Origin of the sequence: Arthrobacter glacialis, assembly GCF_002909445.1 — a bacterium.
Classification (GTDB): domain Bacteria; phylum Actinomycetota; class Actinomycetes; order Actinomycetales; family Micrococcaceae; genus Specibacter; species Specibacter glacialis.
In genome coordinates this window covers 51,274-69,072 of the sequence record NZ_PPXC01000003.1, presented here as the reverse complement: position 1 = coordinate 69,072, position 17,799 = coordinate 51,274, and the positions used below count along the sequence as shown (strand labels likewise).

At 62.0% G+C, this 17,799-nt stretch carries 14 protein-coding genes and 4 tRNA genes; 10 read left to right on the top strand and 8 right to left on the bottom strand.

What is annotated here, in order from left to right; all coding sequences use genetic code 11:
• Positions 1–129 precede the first annotated feature (129 nt).
• Positions 130–214 (top strand) — tRNA-Leu (locus CVS27_RS04190).
• A 76-nt stretch (positions 215–290) separates the two neighbouring features.
• Here the strand turns inward: CVS27_RS04190 and bcp are convergent.
• The 4 genes from bcp to CVS27_RS04170 form a co-directional block, all read right to left on the bottom strand.
• Positions 291–770 carry a thioredoxin-dependent thiol peroxidase gene (gene bcp / locus CVS27_RS04185; protein WP_103464489.1) on the bottom strand — a complete coding sequence of 160 codons (480 nt, stop codon included), beginning with the start codon at positions 768–770 and terminating at the stop codon, positions 291–293.
• Between the two features lie 426 nt (positions 771–1,196).
• Positions 1,197–1,269: transfer RNA gene (locus CVS27_RS04180), tRNA-Lys, on the bottom strand.
• Between the two features lie 87 nt (positions 1,270–1,356).
• Positions 1,357–1,429: transfer RNA gene (locus tag CVS27_RS04175), tRNA-Lys, on the bottom strand.
• An 87-nt stretch (positions 1,430–1,516) separates the two neighbouring features.
• A tRNA-Lys gene (locus CVS27_RS04170) sits at positions 1,517–1,589 on the bottom strand.
• Between the two features lie 97 nt (positions 1,590–1,686).
• Between CVS27_RS04170 and CVS27_RS04165 the strand changes: the two genes are divergently transcribed.
• The 7 genes from CVS27_RS04165 (at position 1,687) to metG (ending at position 11,431) form a co-directional block, all read left to right on the top strand.
• Positions 1,687–1,902, top strand: a complete 216-nt coding sequence (locus tag CVS27_RS04165; RefSeq protein WP_133162872.1) for a hypothetical protein — start codon at positions 1,687–1,689, stop codon at positions 1,900–1,902.
• A 257-nt stretch (positions 1,903–2,159) separates the two neighbouring features.
• On the top strand, positions 2,160–3,908 hold the full coding sequence (gene ilvD / locus CVS27_RS04160) for a dihydroxy-acid dehydratase (protein WP_103464487.1): 1,749 nt from the start codon (positions 2,160–2,162) through the stop codon (positions 3,906–3,908).
• A 428-nt stretch (positions 3,909–4,336) separates the two neighbouring features.
• The gene (locus CVS27_RS04155) at positions 4,337–6,226 is read left to right on the top strand and encodes an acetolactate synthase large subunit (protein ID WP_103464486.1); all 1,890 of its coding nucleotides are present in this window, start codon (positions 4,337–4,339) and stop codon (positions 6,224–6,226) included.
• 3 nt (positions 6,227–6,229) lie between these two features.
• On the top strand, positions 6,230–6,742 hold the full coding sequence (gene ilvN / locus CVS27_RS04150) for an acetolactate synthase small subunit (protein ID WP_103464485.1): 513 nt from the start codon (positions 6,230–6,232) through the stop codon (positions 6,740–6,742).
• Positions 6,743–6,815: 73 nt separating this feature from the next.
• On the top strand, positions 6,816–7,841 hold the full coding sequence (gene ilvC, locus CVS27_RS04145) for a ketol-acid reductoisomerase (RefSeq protein WP_103464484.1): 1,026 nt from the start codon (positions 6,816–6,818) through the stop codon (positions 7,839–7,841).
• Between the two features lie 252 nt (positions 7,842–8,093).
• Positions 8,094–9,689, top strand: coding sequence for a phosphoglycerate dehydrogenase (serA, locus tag CVS27_RS04140; RefSeq protein ID WP_103464483.1), 1,596 nt, complete (start codon positions 8,094–8,096; stop codon positions 9,687–9,689).
• 161 nt (positions 9,690–9,850) lie between these two features.
• Complete coding sequence (gene metG / locus CVS27_RS04135) at positions 9,851–11,431, top strand: methionine--tRNA ligase (protein ID WP_103464482.1); 1,581 nt, start codon at positions 9,851–9,853, stop codon at positions 11,429–11,431.
• A gap of 95 nt (positions 11,432–11,526) precedes the next feature.
• On the opposite strand, the gene CVS27_RS04130 is transcribed toward metG, so the two are convergent.
• The 3 genes from CVS27_RS04130 to CVS27_RS04120 all read right to left on the bottom strand — a co-directional run bounded on the left by CVS27_RS04130 (position 11,527) and on the right by CVS27_RS04120 (position 15,945).
• The gene (locus tag CVS27_RS04130) at positions 11,527–12,525 is read right to left on the bottom strand and encodes a type IV toxin-antitoxin system AbiEi family antitoxin domain-containing protein (RefSeq protein ID WP_103464481.1); all 999 of its coding nucleotides are present in this window, start codon (positions 12,523–12,525) and stop codon (positions 11,527–11,529) included.
• A gap of 174 nt (positions 12,526–12,699) precedes the next feature.
• Complete coding sequence (locus CVS27_RS04125) at positions 12,700–15,189, bottom strand: FtsX-like permease family protein (protein ID WP_103464480.1); 2,490 nt, start codon at positions 15,187–15,189, stop codon at positions 12,700–12,702.
• A gap of 3 nt (positions 15,190–15,192) precedes the next feature.
• Positions 15,193–15,945, bottom strand: a complete 753-nt coding sequence (locus CVS27_RS04120) for an ABC transporter ATP-binding protein (RefSeq protein ID WP_103464479.1) — start codon at positions 15,943–15,945, stop codon at positions 15,193–15,195.
• Positions 15,946–16,119: 174 nt separating this feature from the next.
• Between CVS27_RS04120 and CVS27_RS04115 the strand changes: the two genes are divergently transcribed.
• Positions 16,120–17,232, top strand: a complete 1,113-nt coding sequence (locus tag CVS27_RS04115; RefSeq protein WP_103464478.1) for a class I SAM-dependent methyltransferase — start codon at positions 16,120–16,122, stop codon at positions 17,230–17,232.
• Positions 17,233–17,244: 12 nt separating this feature from the next.
• Here the strand turns inward: CVS27_RS04115 and CVS27_RS20720 are convergent, their stop codons facing one another.
• Positions 17,245–17,421, bottom strand: coding sequence for a DUF8730 family Cys-rich protein (locus CVS27_RS20720; RefSeq protein WP_165788249.1), 177 nt, complete (start codon positions 17,419–17,421; stop codon positions 17,245–17,247).
• Between the two features lie 107 nt (positions 17,422–17,528).
• On the opposite strand from CVS27_RS20720, the gene CVS27_RS04110 reads away from it, so the two are divergent.
• Positions 17,529–17,789: a metal-sensitive transcriptional regulator gene (locus tag CVS27_RS04110; protein WP_103464477.1), complete on the top strand. Its 261-nt coding sequence runs from the start codon at positions 17,529–17,531 to the stop codon at positions 17,787–17,789.
• The last annotated feature ends 10 nt before the right edge of the window (positions 17,790–17,799 follow it).

The following is a 17,799-nucleotide window of genomic DNA, read 5'->3' as shown; positions in this document are numbered from 1 at the left end:
CTTGCAGCACGATTATTCCATCAGCCACTCATCATAGTGTGAGTTACTGGACGGTTCCTTGGAAGGGCCGCAAGGGTGGTCAGGAGCACTGGCAGGAACCGGTAGTATTGTTCATGCTTCAATGCACCCGCGCGAGTGGTGGAATTGGTAGACACGCAGGTTTTAGGTACCTGTGCCTTCGGGCGTAGGGGTTCAAGTCCCCTCTTGCGCACCAATAAAGGCCCCGCTGATGAAAATCGGCGGGGCCTTTGCGTGGGCGCTGACCCTGGGGAGCGGCTGGGGAGCTAGACCTAGGCGGCCACGGCGAGGCCCAGATCCCGGTGAAGTTTGGCAACATGGCCGGTTGCCCGGACGTTGTATTGGGCCAGCGCCACTTTTCCCTCACCATCAATGACAAGGGTTGAACGGATCAGGCCCTGGTAGGTCTTTCCGTAGTTCTTCTTCTCACCCCAGGCGGCGTAGGCCTCCGCCACCGAGTGGTCCAGATCGCTCAAGAGCGGGAAGGTGAGGCCCTCCTTTGCTGCAAAGCGGGCCAGTTTTTCCACCGGATCGGGGGAGACGCCCACCACCGCGTAGCCTGCGGCCTGTAGCGACGCCAAATTATCGCGGAAATCGCAGGCCTGCTTGGCGCAACCTGGTGTCATGGCTGCGGGGTAAAAGTACAAAACCACCTGGCGCCCCGAGAAGTCAGACAGTGATGTTGCGCCGCCTTCAGCATTGGGCAGGGTGAAGCTGGGGGCGGGGTCGCCGGGGACTAGACGCTCAGTCATTGAATACTCCTGGTTCGCCCCGCCGCACCGCCTGGTGGCGAAAGCCGGGGAAATAGTTTTGGGCACTCGCTCCAGCCTAATGGGTTGACGTGAAGGCCGACGCCGGCCAGCCCAGCTGGGTGACCGGCGTCGGACGTCGTTCTTCTCGATGTTGGCAGGGCAGGGTGTCAGTCAATTGCCCCGGCATACAGGTCTGTACGGGTACTGGTATCCACCGACGCGATGGCGGGCCCGTTGATGCGGCCGGAGTTGGCAGGATCCACGGGAGCCTGCCAGGAGACTGCAGTGGAACCGCGGATTGGGATATCACGAGCCTTGAGCTGGTGCAACAGGCCCGCGCCAATCTGTCCTGAGATGTCCTGAGACCGGGCAATAAAAAAGCCGCTCCGACACCGGTTGTTACCAGTTTCGGAGCGGCTTTACCCGTGCACCCCTCCGGACTTGAACCGGAAACCCATTGATTAAGAGTCAATTGCTCTGCCAATTGAGCTAGAGGTGCGTATTTGGTTATCAGCAGCAAGAACTGCTTCGCAGTAAAAAACCGCACCGACACCGGTTGTTACCAGTGTCGGAGCGGTTTTACCCGTGCACCCCTCCGGACTTGAACCGGAAACCCATTGATTAAGAGTCAATTGCTCTGCCAATTGAGCTAGAGGTGCGTATTTGGTTATCAGCAGCAAGAACTGCTTCGCAGTAAAAAACCGCACCGACACCGGTTGTTACCAGTGTCGGAGCGGTTTTACCCGTGCACCCCTCCGGACTTGAACCGGAAACCCATTGATTAAGAGTCAATTGCTCTGCCAATTGAGCTAGAGGTGCATCTCTTCGCTGCTGGGAAGCAATTCGGATTGTTTCCGTCGTGTTCCTCGCAACGACATGAAACTATACGGCTTTTTTGGGCAAGTGTGAAATCGAAATGTCCAATTTTGCCCATTTTGGGCCGCAGCTCACCAAAAGATCCGGTAACTTCCCCGGATTCTCGCGGTTCCTGCCGCAAAAATTCATTAAATTTTATTCTCAAGTGCCGCAGCTGCACGCCGCAGGGGAGCGTGGTGCGTCATCGCAAGTTGCTCGCGAATTCATTGCTGTGTGGCTTGTCGTGGCCGCTGCCCGGGCCTTCAGCTGCGCATAATGCGCAGCGCCAGCACCGCGGCGTGCGCATGACCAAAGTTAACTTCGGCTATGCGCACGCGGGGGTGCTGGCACTGCGCCGCTGTCATTCCTGCGCAAGCCAAGCGGCTGGCAGCGCGCAGGGGCAAAGCCGCCTGGGGCATTCGCAAGAGATTTCGCGAGCATCCCGCAAATGCGGCACGCACCCCTTTCGCGAGCACTTTAGATGAGTCTCGCAGGGGAGTGGCTCAGCTCACGTTTCGGTCATAGACTGCCACCATGAGTGCCGAGAGCAATTCAGTAGAGCCAGCAGACGACGTCGTCCGAACAGCAGACGGGCGCCCGGACATCAAGCCGCGCAGCCGGGTTGTCACCGACGGCATACACGCGGCACCCTCACGCGGCATGTTCCGCGCGGTGGGCATGGGGGATGACGACTTTAGGAAACCGCAGATTGGTGTGGCGAGTTCGTGGAATGAGATCACCCCGTGCAACCTCTCCCTGAACCGTTTGGCCCAGGGCGCCAAAGAGGGCGTGTTCGCCGCCGACGGCTTCCCCATGCAGTTTGGCACCATCTCCGTCTCCGACGGCATTTCCATGGGCCACGAGGGTATGCACTTCTCGCTGGTCTCTCGGGAGGTGATCGCCGATTCAGTGGAAACCGTCATGATGGCCGAGCGTCTTGATGGTTCGGTGCTGCTGGCCGGCTGCGACAAGTCCCTGCCCGGGATGCTCATGGCGGCCGCCCGGCTGAATCTAGCCAGCGTGTTCTTGTACGCCGGCTCCATCATGCCCGGCTTCGCCAAGCTGGAGGACGGCACGGAGAAGGAAGTCACCCTGATTGACGCCTTCGAGGCCGTGGGTGCCTGCGCCGCCGGCAAGATGAGCCTGAAGGACCTTGACTCCATTGAGCGGGCCATCTGCCCGGGTGAAGGTGCCTGCGGTGGCATGTACACGGCCAACACCATGGCGTGCATCGGCGAGGCCCTGGGCATGTCCCTGCCCGGCTCGGCTGCCCCGCCCAGTGCTGACAGGCGTCGTGACATGTTTGCCCGCCAGTCCGGAATGGCCGTGGTGAATCTCCTCAAGCAGGGGATCCGCGCCCGCGACATCATGACCAAGAAGGCGTTCGAGAATGCCATTGCCGTCACCATGGCCTTCGGCGGCTCCACCAACGCCGTGCTGCACCTGCTCGCCATAGCCCGCGAGGCCAATGTCGAGTTGACCCTTGCCGACTTCAACAGGATCGGCGACAGGGTCCCGCACCTGGGCGACCTGAAGCCGTTTGGCCGCTATGTCATGTTCGACGTGGACAAGATCGGGGGAGTGCCTGTCATTATGAAGGCCCTGCTCGACGCCGGACTCATCCACGGCGACTGCCTCACCGTGACGGGAAAGACGGTGGCCGAGAACCTGGCCGACATCAACCCGCCGGATCCCGATGGCAAGGTCCTGCGCGCCATGGACAATCCCATCCACAAGACCGGCGGGATCACCATCTTGCACGGTTCCATGGCCCCGGAAGGCGCCGTGGTCAAAAGCGCAGGTTTTGATTTGGACGTGTTTGAAGGCACCGCGCGGGTGTTCGAGCGTGAACAGGGCGCTCTCGATGCCCTGGATAAGGGGCAAATCCATGCGGGGGATGTGGTGGTGATCCGCTACGAAGGCCCCAAGGGCGGCCCCGGCATGCGCGAGATGCTCGCCATTACCGGCGCCATCAAGGGGGCCGGCCTGGGCAAGGATGTGCTGCTGCTGACCGACGGGCGCTTCTCCGGCGGCACCACCGGGCTGTGCATTGGCCACGTCGCCCCTGAAGCTGTCGACGGCGGCCCCATCGCCTTGGTGCGCGACGGGGACACAATCCGCGTGGACATTGCAGCGCGCAGCTTTGACCTTCTGGTCGACGAGGCGGAGCTGGACGCGCGGCGGATTGGCTGGGAGCCGTTGCCGCCCAAATTCACCACGGGCGTTCTGGCCAAGTACGCCAAATTGGTCAACAGTGCCTCAACCGGCGCATATTGCGGCTAATGCCGTCAACGCAGCGGAAATTCCCGGTGGGAGCAGCGTGAGCGGACTGTTCCCTTGGGCCCAACAACCCCGCCATTCCGCGCCCTGACCAAACTGTGGACACAGTGTCCAAATAGTGAGATGCCCGCGCGGCTCGTTTGACACTTAAGAGCTGAAAACGGGAGACTACACATATGCAACGAAAGCTCCCAGTCGTCATACGTTAGCGCGTGACGCAAAATGACCGCACCCATGGTCATGGCCCTGCGATTCTCCAATGAGAGAGCGTCGCAACACGTGCATACCCCTCGATGAGAGCCTCATGGGCTGAGGGGTTTTTTTGTTTCCACCACCAGCGGCAACTCGTACTACTGCGTGAACCATCCAGATTTTCCACGCAGCTGAAGAAGACTTACCTAAGAAACATGAGTTCCCCAAAGGAAGAACCGATGAGTAAAGGAACGCCCGCCAGCCCAGCGCTGATGGCAGCCAAGTCCTCCGGACACGGTACGCAAGCTAGCCCCGTCTCAGGTGCCGCCAGCACCGTTGGCCCAGTCTCCGCCGTCGTGGGTCCCAACAACGTTGTGGCTCCCATTCAGATGTCCGGTTCCGAGGCCATTGTGCGTTCGCTTGAAGAGCTTGGCGTCAAGGACATTTTTGGTCTTCCCGGTGGTGCCATTCTTCCCACCTATGACCCGCTCATGGCTTCCTCTCTCAATCACATTCTGGTGCGCCACGAACAAGGCGCCGGCCATGCCGCCCAGGGCTACGCAATGGTCACCGGCGGTGTTGGCGTGTGCATTGCAACGTCCGGCCCCGGTGCCACGAACTTGGTTACGCCCATCATGGATGCCCACATGGACTCGGTGCCCCTGGTGGCCATCACGGGCCAGGTTTCCAGTGCCGTGATTGGCACGGATGCGTTCCAGGAAGCGGACATTGTGGGCATCACCATGCCCATCACCAAGCATTCGTTCCTGGTGACCGACCCCAACGACATCCCCCGCGTGCTGGCCGAGGCATTCCACCTCGCCTCCACCGGCCGCCCGGGCCCCGTCCTGGTGGATGTCGCCAAGGACGCCCAGGTGGGGCAGATGACCTTTTCCTGGCCGCCGGTCATTGACCTGCCCGGCTACCGCCCCGTATTCCGCGGCCATTCCAAGCAGCTGCGTGAAGCGGCCCGCCTGATCCGCGAAGCCAAAAAGCCTGTTCTTTATGTGGGCGGCGGCGTTGTCAAGGGCAATGCAGCTGCGGAACTGATGGTTCTGGCGGAACTGACGGGTGCCCCCGTTGTGACCACCTTGATGGCCCGGGGCGTATTCCCCGATTCGCACCCGCTGCACGTTGGCATGCCTGGCATGCACGGCACCGTTTCCGCCGTCACAGCCCTGCAGCAGTCGGACCTGCTCATCACCCTAGGTGCACGCTTCGATGACCGCGTCACTGGTGTGCTGAGCAGCTTTGCACCGCACGCCAAGGTCATTCACGCCGATATTGACCCGGCAGAAATTTCCAAGAACCGCACAGCAGATGTTCCCATTGTTGGCTCGGTCAAGGAGATCATTCCGGACCTGAGCGCTGCCGTGAAGGCGGAGTTCGATGCCTCCGGCGCGCCGGACCTCGGTGACTGGTGGGCGTTCCTGGGCAACCTGCGCGACACCTACCCGCTGGGCTGGACCGAACCCGAAGACGGGCTCATGTCTCCGCAGCGCGTCATCTCCCGCATCGGGGCCCTGACAGGACCCGAAGCCGTTTACACCGCGGGCGTTGGCCAGCACCAGATGTGGGCGGCCCAGTTCATCAAGTACGAGCGTCCCCGGGCGTGGCTGAACTCCGGCGGTGCCGGCACCATGGGTTACTCGGTTCCCGCGGCCATGGGTGCCAAGGTGGGCGACCCGGACCGTGTTGTGTGGGCGATCGACGGCGACGGTTGCTTCCAGATGACCAACCAGGAGCTGGCCACCTGCCGCATCAACAACATCCCCATCAAGGTTGCCATCATCAACAACTCTTCCCTGGGCATGGTTCGCCAGTGGCAGACACTGTTTTACAACAGCCGATACTCCAACACCGACCTGAACACGGGCCACGACACCATCCGGGTTCCGGACTTCGTGAAACTGGCCGAGGCATACGACTGTGTTGGCCTGCGCTGCGAACGTGTTGAAGATCTGGACGCCACCATTGAGGCCGCCCTGGCCATCAATGACCGCCCCGTCATCATTGACTTCGTGGTCAGCCCCGATTCAATGGTGTGGCCCATGGTGCCCTCGGGCGTCAGCAATGACCAAATTCAGGTAGCCCGGAACATGACCCCGGTGTGGGACGAGGAGGACTAGAACATGACTCGACATACTCTTTCCGTACTGGTTGAAGACAAACCAGGTGTGTTGACACGTGTTGCGAGCATGTTTGCCCGCCGCGCCTTCAACATCAACTCCCTAGCCGTTGGCCCCACAGAGATTGCCGGGATTTCCCGTATGACAGTTGTGGTTGACGCCGACGGTGACTTGATTGAACAAGTCACCAAACAACTGAATAAACTGGTCAACGTCATCAAGATCGTTGAACTTGTTTCAGAGAATTCCGTGCAACGGGACCACATCCTGGTCAAGGTACGTGCGGATGCCGCGACGAGACTGCAAGTCACCCAAGCTGCAGATCTCTTTCGGGCCTCGGTGGTGGATGTGTCCACAGACTCATTGACCATTGAAGCCACAGGCTACGCGGACAAGCTTGCAGCATTGCTGAATGTTCTGGAACCCTTCGGGATCCGGGAAATTGTGCAATCAGGCACCTTGGCTATTGGGCGCGGTTCCCGTTCCATGAGCGACCGGGCACTTCGCGCTTCCTAGCGCACAGGCCCCTGGGGCCACCAACAAATACTTTTCACAACCAGCAACACACCATTTACCAAGGAGTTACACAGTGACCGAGATGTTCTACGACGACGATGCCGACCTGTCAATCATCCAGGGTCGCAAGGTCGCCATCATTGGCTACGGCAGCCAGGGCCACGCACATGCACTGAACCTGCGCGATTCCGGCGTCGACGTCCGCGTTGGCCTCAAGGCAGGCTCCAAGTCCATCGCCAAGGCAGAGGCAGAGGGTCTGCGCGTCCTCAACGTGGCCGAGGCAACCGCCGAAGCCGACGTCATCATGATCCTCACCCCGGACCAGGTGCAGCGCTTCGTCTACGCCGAGGACATTGCCCCGAACCTGAACGCAGGCGACGCCCTGTTCTTCGGCCACGGCTTCAACATCCGCTTCGGCTACATCACCCCGCCGGCCGACGTCGACGTTGCCCTGGTTGCCCCCAAGGCTCCGGGACACACCGTACGCCGCGAATTCGAAGCCGGCCGCGGCATCCCCGACCTGATCGCCATCGAGCAGGACTTCACCGGTGCCGCCAAGGCACTGGCACTGTCCTACGCCAAGGGCATCGGCGGAACCCGTGCGGGCGTCATTGAGACCACCTTCACCGAAGAGACCGAAACCGACCTCTTCGGCGAGCAGGCAGTTCTCTGCGGCGGCACCTCACAGCTGGTCCAGTACGGCTTCGAAGTTCTGACCGAAGCCGGCTACAAGCCGGAAATCGCCTACTTCGAGGTCCTGCACGAGCTCAAGCTCATCGTTGACCTCATGTGGGAAGGTGGCATTGCCAAGCAGCGCTGGAGCGTTTCCGACACCGCAGAATACGGCGACTACGTCTCCGGCCCGCGCGTCATCACCCCCGAGGTGAAGGAAAACATGAAGGCCGTCCTGGCCGACATCCAGAGCGGTGCCTTCGCAACGCGCTTCATCAACGACCAGGACAACGGCGGCGTTGAGTTCAAGGCCCTGCGCAAGAAGGGCGAAGAGCACCCCATCGAGGCCACCGGCCGCGAACTGCGTGGACTGTTCTCCTGGATCAGCAACAGCGACGACTACACCGAAGGCTCCGTAGCCCGCTAGCACAGGCAGTTGCGTTTCAAGTTCTTGCGTCGCCTGCCGGACCCACCTGGGCTCGGCAGCCGACGTCGAACTTGAGCCAAGCAGCGCTCCACATGTGAGTTGCATCGCTTGCGTCGGTGCACTTGCCGATTGTTACGGTGAGGAAGCCGGGCTCCCATAAACTGGAGTCCGGCTTTTCTGTTGGAATATCAGCATAAGAACCATCACCAAAATCCCCACAAGAACATAAACGAAAGCTAAAGAGGTCACCAGGTGAGCGCCACCAAGCCAGTAGTACTCCTCGCTGAGGAACTTTCGCCCGCCACCATTGAGGCGCTGGGTCCCGATTTTGAGATCCGACATGCCGATGGGGCAAACCGCTCCGAACTGCTTTCTGCCATCGTTGACGTCGACGCGATCCTGGTTCGCTCCGCAACGCAGGTGGACGCCGAGGCCATTGCCGCAGCGAAGAACTTGAAGGTCATTGCACGTGCCGGTGTGGGGCTGGACAACGTGGACATCAAGGCTGCAACGCAGGCCGGCGTCATGGTGGTTAACGCCCCGACGTCGAACATTGTCTCCGCCGCGGAACTGACCATCGGCCACATCCTCTCCCTGGCCCGGCACATTCCCGCCGCCAGCACCGCGCTGAAGAACGGCGAGTGGAAGCGTTCCAAGTACACCGGCACCGAACTGCTGGAAAAGAAGCTGGGCATCATCGGCTTGGGCCGCATTGGCGCCTTGATCACCGAGCGCGCCAAGGCCTTTGGCATGGAGATCGTTGCTTACGATCCCTACGTCACCTCAGCCCGCGCGGCCAGCCTGGGCGTCCAGCTTCTGACCCTGGATGAGCTGCTGGAACAGTCGGACTTCATCACCATCCACATGCCGCGCACGCCGGAAACCCTGGGCATGATCGGCACCGCAGCTTTTGCGAAGATGAAGAAGACCGCCTACGTCATCAACGTGGCCCGCGGTGGCTTGATCGATGAAGCGGCCTTGAACATTGCCTTGCGTGAGGGCGAAATCGCCGGTGCCGGCATTGACGTTTTCGTCAAGGAGCCCGCCACGGACGTTGACTTCCTCGGCCTGGACAACGTCATCGCAACACCGCACCTGGGTGCCTCCACTGATGAGGCGCAGGAAAAAGCCGGCGTCTCCGTCGCCAAGTCGGTGCGTCTGGCCCTGGCTGGCGAGCTCGTTCCGGACGCCGTAAACGTTGCCGGCGGCGTCATTGCCGCCGAGGTCCGCCCCGGCATCCCGCTGATCGAGAAGCTGGGACGCATCTTCACCGCACTGTCCCACGCCTCCGTGACCCAGATCGACGTTGAAATTGCCGGTGAAATTGCCGCCCTGGACGTCAAGGCTTTGGAGCTCTCAGCGTTGAAGGGTGTCTTCAAGGACATCGTCTCCGAGCAGGTTTCCTACGTCAACGCACCGGTGTTGGCCGAACAGCGCGGCATCAAGACCCACCTGATCACCACCTTGGAATCAGCTGACTACCGCAACGTTTTGACCATCCGCGGCGCACTCTCGGACGATTCACAGATCTCCGTTTCGGGCACCCTGACAGGTCCGAAGCAGATCCAGAAGATCGTTTCAGTCAACGGCTACGAGCTCGAAATCCCCATGAGCGATCACCTTCTGGTCATCTCTTACGCTGACCGCCCCGGCGTTATCGGCACCTTGGGCCGTCTCCTGGGCGAGAACGGCATCAACATCGCCGGCATGCAGGTTGCCCGCAACACCGAGGGCGGCCAGGCACTGTCCCTGCTGACAGTCGACAGTGCCGTCCCGCAGGCTGTGTTGGATTCCATCAAGACCGAAATCGGCGCCACCATGGCCCGTGAAGTGGACCTCGAGGACTAATCTCCTTTTCCAACTGACCCGCAGTAGTGGTCGAAAAATCGCGAATTTTCGTGTTTTTTCGACCACTACTGCGGGTCAGTTCGTTTTGGGGCCATGCCACCATGGTCCGTGGGGACGGTCACGAATCGGTGTTTTAGCCGGGTTCACGGTAAATTCGTAGGGTGACATCTACTGAATCGGCCAAGACGCCCTACTACCTGACCACCGCCATCACGTACCCGAACGGTGTCCCGCACATTGGGCACGCCTACGAGTACATCGCCACGGACGCCATGGCACGCTTCAAGCGCCTGGACGGGTACGACGTCATGTTCTTGACCGGCACAGATGAGCACGGCATGAAGATCGCGCAAACGGCTGAGAAAGAGGGCGTCACGCCCAAGGAACTCGTGGACCGCAACGTTGCCGTCTACAAGGAAGCCCACGCGGCCCTGGGCATCAGCTACGACCGGTTCATCCGCACCACGGACGCCGACCACTACGCCGCCTCGCAGGCCATCTGGAAGAAGATGGAGGATGCCGGGGACATTTACTTGGGCAAGTACGAGGGCTGGTACTCCGTCCGCGATGAGGCCTATTACGGCGAGGACGAGACCGAACTGCGTGAAGACGGTCTGCGCTACTCCAAGGTCACCGATACCGAGCTGACCTGGACGGAAGAGGAAAGCTACTTCTTCCGCCTCTCCAACTACCAGGACAAGCTGTTGGCGCTCTACGCTGACCAGCCCGAATTCGGCTCCCCGCGTACCCGCTTCAACGAGGTCATCAGCTTCGTCAAGGGCGGCCTCGAGGACCTGTCCGTCAGCCGCACCACCTTTGACTGGGGCGTTCCCGTGCCCGGCAATGACAAGCACGTCATGTACGTGTGGGTTGACGCGCTCACCAACTACCTCACCGGCATTGGCTACCCGGACGTGGATTCGGCATCGTTCCAGAAGTTCTGGCCCGCCGACGTGCACATCATCGGCAAGGACATCTCCCGTTTCCACGCCGTCTACTGGCCCGCGTTCCTGATGTCCGCCGGGCTAGAACTGCCTCAGCGTGTCATGATCCACGGTTTCCTCCACAACAACGGCGTGAAGATGTCCAAATCCCTGGGCAACGTGGTGGCCCCGGCCGACTGGGTTGCCCAGTACGGCCTGGACCAGGTGCGCTTCTTCCTGCTGCGCGAGGTCCCCTTCGGCGCCGACGGCTCCTACAACCATGACGCCGTCGTGAGCCGGATGAACTCCGACCTTGCCAACAACTTGGGCAACCTGGCCCAGCGCTCCTTGTCCATGGTGGCCAAGAACTGCGAGGGCGTGGTGCCCACTCCCGGCGCATTCACCGAGGCTGATGAGGCCATCCTGGCCGCGGCCGCTGCGCTGTTGGAGCAGTCCCGCGCTGCCTACCAGGTACAGGATTTCCACGGTTCACTAGAGAAGATTTGGCATGTGCTGGGCGACACCAACGCCTACTTTGCCGACCAGGCCCCGTGGGTGCTGCGCAAGACAGATGTGCCCCGCATGGAAACGGTGCTGTACGTGACCCTCGAGGTGCTGCGCATGGTCTCGATCCTGGTTCAGCCGGTCATGCCCGACGCCGCCGCGAAGCTGCTGGAGGTGCTGGGCCAGGGAACTTCCCCGGACGACGCCGTTCGCCAGTTCGCTGCCTTCACCTCACCCCTGGTGGCCGGTACAGTCTTGCCCGCACCGGCGCCGATCTTCCCCAAGTATGAGGAACCGGCTCCGGTAGAGGCGTAACCGCCAGGCCTGTTGCAAGAGACGGCGTTCGCGGTTAAAGCCGGTGTTCTACCACCGGCTTTAACCGCGAACGCCGTCTCTTTTGTGCAGGTGAACTATTTTTGCCGAAGGCCGGCCTGACGGAGCAGGGCGATAAACCGTTCCCGGTTCAGCATTTCCGCCCACGTCCACCGAACAAATCCGACGTCCTGGGATCGGATCTGGTCTTCTCGCTGCTTTTCCTTCAAAACCCGGTCCTGAATGGACAATCCGCCGCTCCAACCAGCCCGGAGGTACTTCTCCTTGCCGTCGAACTCCCCAGCGAGGCGGAGTTGTTCAAACCAGAAGTCGACAAAGGCGTCGCTCCCGTCACGCAGCGTGAAGTGTTTCTGCAGCACGGGTATTGGAAATCCGAACATGTGCATCTTGGCCCGGCTAATCGACTCTCCGGCAGAGCCGGAGAGTGCTGAGGCGAAATTTATGACGGCCATGGCCCGCACATTGGCAGCCCTGCTGGGCAGTAGATCGGCAGCGGCCGCGAGCTGTTCGCGCCCCAATGGTGTTCCTTGCGGGTAGTTGCTTTGCCACCGGGGCTCCCCGGGTTGGGGATCCCTATCTGCCTGGGTGAACTGGTTGTAGATGTGTTGGCGGTTGGGGACGCGCAGACTGGAATCACACACCGCCACAGCGTAGGGAAAGGGCAGGCTCAAAATCAATTGCGTGACAGTTGTGAGTTTGTCCGTGAGTTGGAACGGACCGCAGTGAACCACCCCTTCGGTCATCGAACCGCGGTGGCGAATCACGCCATTCTCGGTGCGCCCGCCGCGAGTCACCTCCGTCATGACGTGAAGTCTTTGGGGCGACCCCACGATCCACAAACCCCACAACAGCGCTGCCGTGGCATGGCAGAGTACGGGTTGCCGTGGTGCAAGTTGTTGAAAGGCCAGTGCCCTCAGGCCGTATTGCTGCAAGGGGTGGAGTTCCCGGAAGTCGGATGCAGTGACATAGACTCCGCGGCGCAGTCTGGTGAGTTCGCCCTTGTTGCACAACGCCACCAGTTTGCGTCTGTCCTGCCCCACACTTTCCAAATCGGATGGCAAAATCAGCCGTGGCATGCTCATGTTCTACAGGGTTTCACCACAGCCAGCGCTGCGGAAGAGGCACTTTTGCGGCTGTGGATAACTTCGGCTCCTTGCCGAAGTCAGAAAAGACGGCGCTTGCGTAAAAAGCTGGCCGTGGAGCACCGTCTTTTTGCGCAAGCGCCGTCCCTTTTGCCGGGGGAACCGAAATTAGTCCATGGCCAGTCCCTCAACGGGGGAGAGTTTCGCAGCGCGGCGGGCGGGGATCACGGAGGCCAGCAAGCCGGCCACCGCGGCAACGAGCACCACGGCGAGGATTTGGCCCCACGGGATGACAGCTGCAACATCAGCAAAGCTGCCCAGAGCTGATTGGGCACCAGCCCAGCCATACACGGCGCCCAGGACGGAGCCGATGATGGCCGCCACCCCAGCAATCAGCACCGCCTCAATGGCGAGCATGCCCCGCAACTGTCCGCGGGTCAGGCCCAGCGCCCGCAACAGCGAGTTTTCCCGGGTCCGTTCCAGCACTGACAGGGAAAGCGTGTTGGCAACGCCGATCAAGGCGATGAACACCGCCACGGCCAGCAAACCCGTGACCACGAGCAAGAGCATGTCGATCACCTGGTTGAACATGACCTTTTCCAGGACACCCCCGCTGATCTGGTTCTCGTCTAGGTGCAGTGTCTGCGCCAAGGAGGTGCGCAGGTCCATCAACGCATTCGCATCCAACGCCGGGTCAACCGTGATCCACAGCGGTGCCGTCATTTGGGTATGCAGCGGATCGTCCGCCGGCAGCGCGTGGAATGCGTCCAAGGAAACCAAAGCAGTCATGCCATAGGCCGTGGAGGAGGTTGCCGTCAGGTTCGTGGTCTGCGTCCCGGCGAGCAGGCTGCCCGCACTGCCCGGGGTGCCCTTGGGGAGTACCACGGAAGTGCGGGAGGGACGGTTTGCCGGATTTGCCAGCAAGGCGAGGGCATCGGCGTCGGAAATTCCGTAGGCCGGGAGCTGCGTGTTCCCGGCCGTCACCAGGCCCACCAGTTCAAGCCGGGCAATGTGTGTCACACCGGGAAGTGCTGAGGCGGTGGCCATATCGGCCTCCGAGATGGCGTCCCCGCCGGGGACCGTTTGTGCCGCTAGATCCACCGGGTAGGTGCCGTCGAGCTCGGAATCAAAGGCGTGCCGGGCAGTTGCTGCGCCCGTCATCATCATGGTCACCAGCGTGACGCCAATGAGCAGGGCCGACGCCGTTGCGGTGGTCCTGCGTGGATTACGCACGGCGTTGGCCGCTGCCATCTTCCCGGGCACACCGGCTGGTCGGGCCAAGGTTCCGGCGAGCGAAACCAACTTGGGCACAAAGAGCGTCGCGGCCATCAGGAATCCGATGAATGACGCCGCGCCGGAGGGGAGCGCCAGCAGCAGGTTCGCGGAGATGCCGCCGGCAATCAGTCCCACACCGCCAGCCAAGATCAGCACCACTCCAATGGTCAGGCGGATGCGGCCTCCGGTGTTGTGCATCGTCGCGTCATCAGCGGGTCGCAGTGCGGCCAGTGGCGCTACGGCGGTCGCGGCCCGAGCCGGCACCAGTGCGGCCAGGACGGTGAGCAGGGTGCCCACCACAATGCCGGCAATAATGGCCGACGGCGGCACCGCCAGGGTGGCGAAGCTGAAGTCCGGGTTTTGGCTCAGCAGGGTCAAAACGAGGGCCATGGTGCCCGTGGCGGCCAGAACGCCCAGAACGGAGGCCGTGAAGCCGACAATGAGGGCCTCCACAATCACCGAGCTCCGGACTTGGCTGCGGCTGGCGCCCACACAGCGCAGCAGTGCCAGTTCGCGGGTCCGCTGGGCCACCAAAACGGAGAAGGTGTTGGAGACAACCAAAGCGGAGACCAACAGGGCCACGCCAGCAAAGGCAAGCAGGACAATGGTCAGCTGGTCCTGGCCGCCGGTAAAGTTCGCCACCTGTTCGGTGGTCTTCTCATCCGGGGTCATGATGGTTTCGATGGGCTGGTCCAGGGCGGCAGCCAGGGACGCCTTGGCCTCTGCAATGGATGTGCCATCCTTCAGGTTTGCCGAGATGGTGCGGTAGCCGTCGTCCGGGGTGCCTAAGCTATTCACCGCCGCCGGGGTGCCGACGAATTGGGCAGTCCCCGATGACTGGGGGTCAGCGGAGGTCGCCGTGATGCCCGTGATCGTGGCCGTCAGGCTTGGTTTCTTGACGTCACCGAGTTCGCCGGTACCTTGGCCGGTCAACGTGGTCTTGCCGCCTATTGCCAGCGAGTTGCGTTCGGCAGTGACGGTGTCCACCACAACCTCTTGGTCATTTCCGGGCCATGTTCCGGACAGGAGCTTGACGGGTTCCAGGGATGGGAACGCGGACACGTTGCGGAATGAAGCACCAATGGAGGACTTGCCCAGATCAGTCTGGATGTAAAGCGTCCTCTGGGCGTACGACTCGCCAACCCCAGCGGAGGCCGCCACTGTGGCTGCCGCCGACTCCGGAAGTGGATTGTTCCCGGGCGGGGAAACCACCAGATCCGCCGAGGCGTAGGCCTGTCCAATGCTGGCCTTCAGTGAGGCCTTGGTGGAGGCGTTGACCATTAAGGTGGCAGACAGGAATGCGACGGCGAGCAGCACGGCCAAGGTGATGGCTATGAAGCGCCGGGAATGAGTCTTGAGCTGACTCAGGGCTACTTGCAGCATGGTTTACGCCCCCAGGGAGGCCAGCGAAGCCAGCACGGACTCGGCGGTGGGGTTTTCCAGCTGGCCCACCAGTTCGCCGTCGTTCATCAGGACAACGCGGTCGGCATAGGAGGCGGCAACGGGGTCGTGGGTGACCATGATGATGCTCTGGCCCATTTCACGCGAGGACCGGCGCAGCATGCCCAGCACCTCGGCGCCGGACCGCGAATCCAGATTTCCCGTGGGCTCGTCGCCAAAAATGACGTCGGGTCGGGTCAGTAACGCGCGGGCCACGGCAACGCGCTGCTGCTGGCCGCCGGAGAGCTCGTGCGGCTTGTGTTTGAGCCGGTCCGTGAGGCCCAGTGTGGTGGTGATGAAGGAGAACCACTGTGCATCCACGGTTCCCCCGGCCAGGGCCACGGGCAAGGTGATGTTGGCTTCGGCGGTGAGAGTGGGGACCAGATTGAAGGCTTGAAAGACAAAGCCGATACGGTCACGGCGCAGTTGCGTCAGCGCCTTGTCGTTCAGTGCCGTCAGCTCGGTGTCGCCCAAGTGGATGGTGCCGGAGTTCACCGAATCAAGCCCGGCCAGGCAATGCATGAGGGTGGATTTGCCGGAGCCGGAGGGGCCCATGATGGCCGTGAACTGGCCGGCCGGGAAATCCAGGTCAACCCCTTTCAGGGCGCTCACCTCGGTGTCACCCTTGCCGTACGTCTTGCGCAGACCGCGGGCCTGAACCGCCATGGTGCGCTGGGAATTCTCAGTAATGATCGTCATGGCTCCAGCCTAGGCGCGGCCCTGCGCCGGGCGGATCGGAGCCTGGGTGGATATGTGCCCCCTGCCCGACGCCGTTCCCTCCTACCACGGGCGGAGTTGCCTGCCGCCGGGGTGCCGCCATTTTCTGCCCCGTTTCCCATTCCACAGAGCGGGCCAGCGGAGGAGAATGGGCCCATGAGCGAAGCCCGGAACGAGGAGAATGGGTCTGCTGGCACGGCCGCCTACGTGGACCGGATTGTTGCTGCGGCCCTGGGGTTTGCTGAAATGGCGAGCATTGCCCTGGGCGATCGCCTGGGCTGGTACCGTGCACTCGCCGGTGCCGGGGACGCGGGACTCACCCCGGATGAGCTGGCCCAGCGCAGCAACACCCAGCCCCGTTACGCGAAGGAATGGCTGGAACAGCAGGCCGTGGCCGGTTTGCTCACCGCCGTGCTGGATGCCGAACCGCTGGGCGGGCCCAGCTACCGGTTTGCCCTGCCGGCGGGAGCCGCAGCCGTGCTGGTCGATGAGGATTCCCTGGAGTACACGGCGCCCGTGGCCCGGATGCTGGTGACAGCTGTGGGGCATTTCCCCGATTTGCTTCAGGCGTACAGGGACGGTGGGGGAGTGGCCTGGTCCGAGTTGGGCGACGACGGCCGGGAATCCCAGGCCGAGCTGAACAAGCCATGGTTCGATCAACGCCTCGGAGCAGCCCTGGCAGCGTCGGCGGAGCTGCACGCCATCCTCTCCAGGCCCGGCGCCCGGATCATGGATGTGGGCGCGGGTTTTGGCTGGTCCACGCTGGCACTGGCCGACGCCTACCCGGGTGCCGAGGTGGTGGGTGTCGACATTGATGAGCCCTCCATCCGCCGGGCCAGGGAGAACGCCGGCGAACGCGGCAGCTCCGGACGGGTCAGCTTCGCGCTCGCCGATGCCGGTGATATGGCGGCGCCGGGCAGTTGCGACGCCGTGTTCATTTTTGAGGCCCTGCATGACATGCCGTTCCCCGTCCGTGTGCTGTCCGCCATCCGCAACTTCATCAAGCCCGACGGCGCAGTGGTGGTCATGGACGAGGCCGTTGCGGACACCTTCGCCCCGGCCGGTGACGAAGTGGAACGGCTCATGTACGGTTACAGCCTCCTGGTGTGCCTGCCGGACAGCCTTTCCACGCCCGGCTCCGTGGGCACGGGGACGCCCATGCGGCAGGCAACACTTGAGCGTTACGCCGTCGAGGCCGGATTCTCGCGCGTGGAAAGGCTGCCCATCGAGGACTTCTCAGTGTTCCGCTTCTACCGGCTGCATGTGTGAGCGGGGCCTGAACTACTTCTTGGCGAAGAGCCGGCTGAACCATCCGCCGGATGCGGGTTCCCTGGGCGCGGTCCTGTCACAGTTGCAGCGGGCGGCGGCGGGGATGTGGCGCATGACGTCTTCGACGTGGTTGCCGCAACCGGCCCAGGTGGTCTTGGCGCAGGTCTTGCAGCTTGTGGCTCGACACATGGTTTTCTCCTTATCATTTGGATACCCCTAGGGGTATTGAGTGATGATCATCTTACATACCCCTGGGGGTATCGTAGAATCGAGATATACCTGCAACGAGGAGCATCATGAAGTTGTCATCGGAGAGTTCACGCCCAGTCATCAACAGGCTGCGCCGCGCCCACGGCCAACTGGCCGGGGTGATCCGCATGCTGGAGGAGGAGCAGGACTGCGAAAACGTTGTCATGCAGCTGGCTGCGGTGAGCAAGGCCCTTGACCGGGCAGGCTTCGGTTTGATCGCCGAAAGCCTGAAGGAGTGCCTGGCCAGCGGCGACTCCGAACAGCTGGACAGCGGCAAGTTGGAGAAGCTGTTTCTGTCCCTGGCCTAGGCATCCCCAA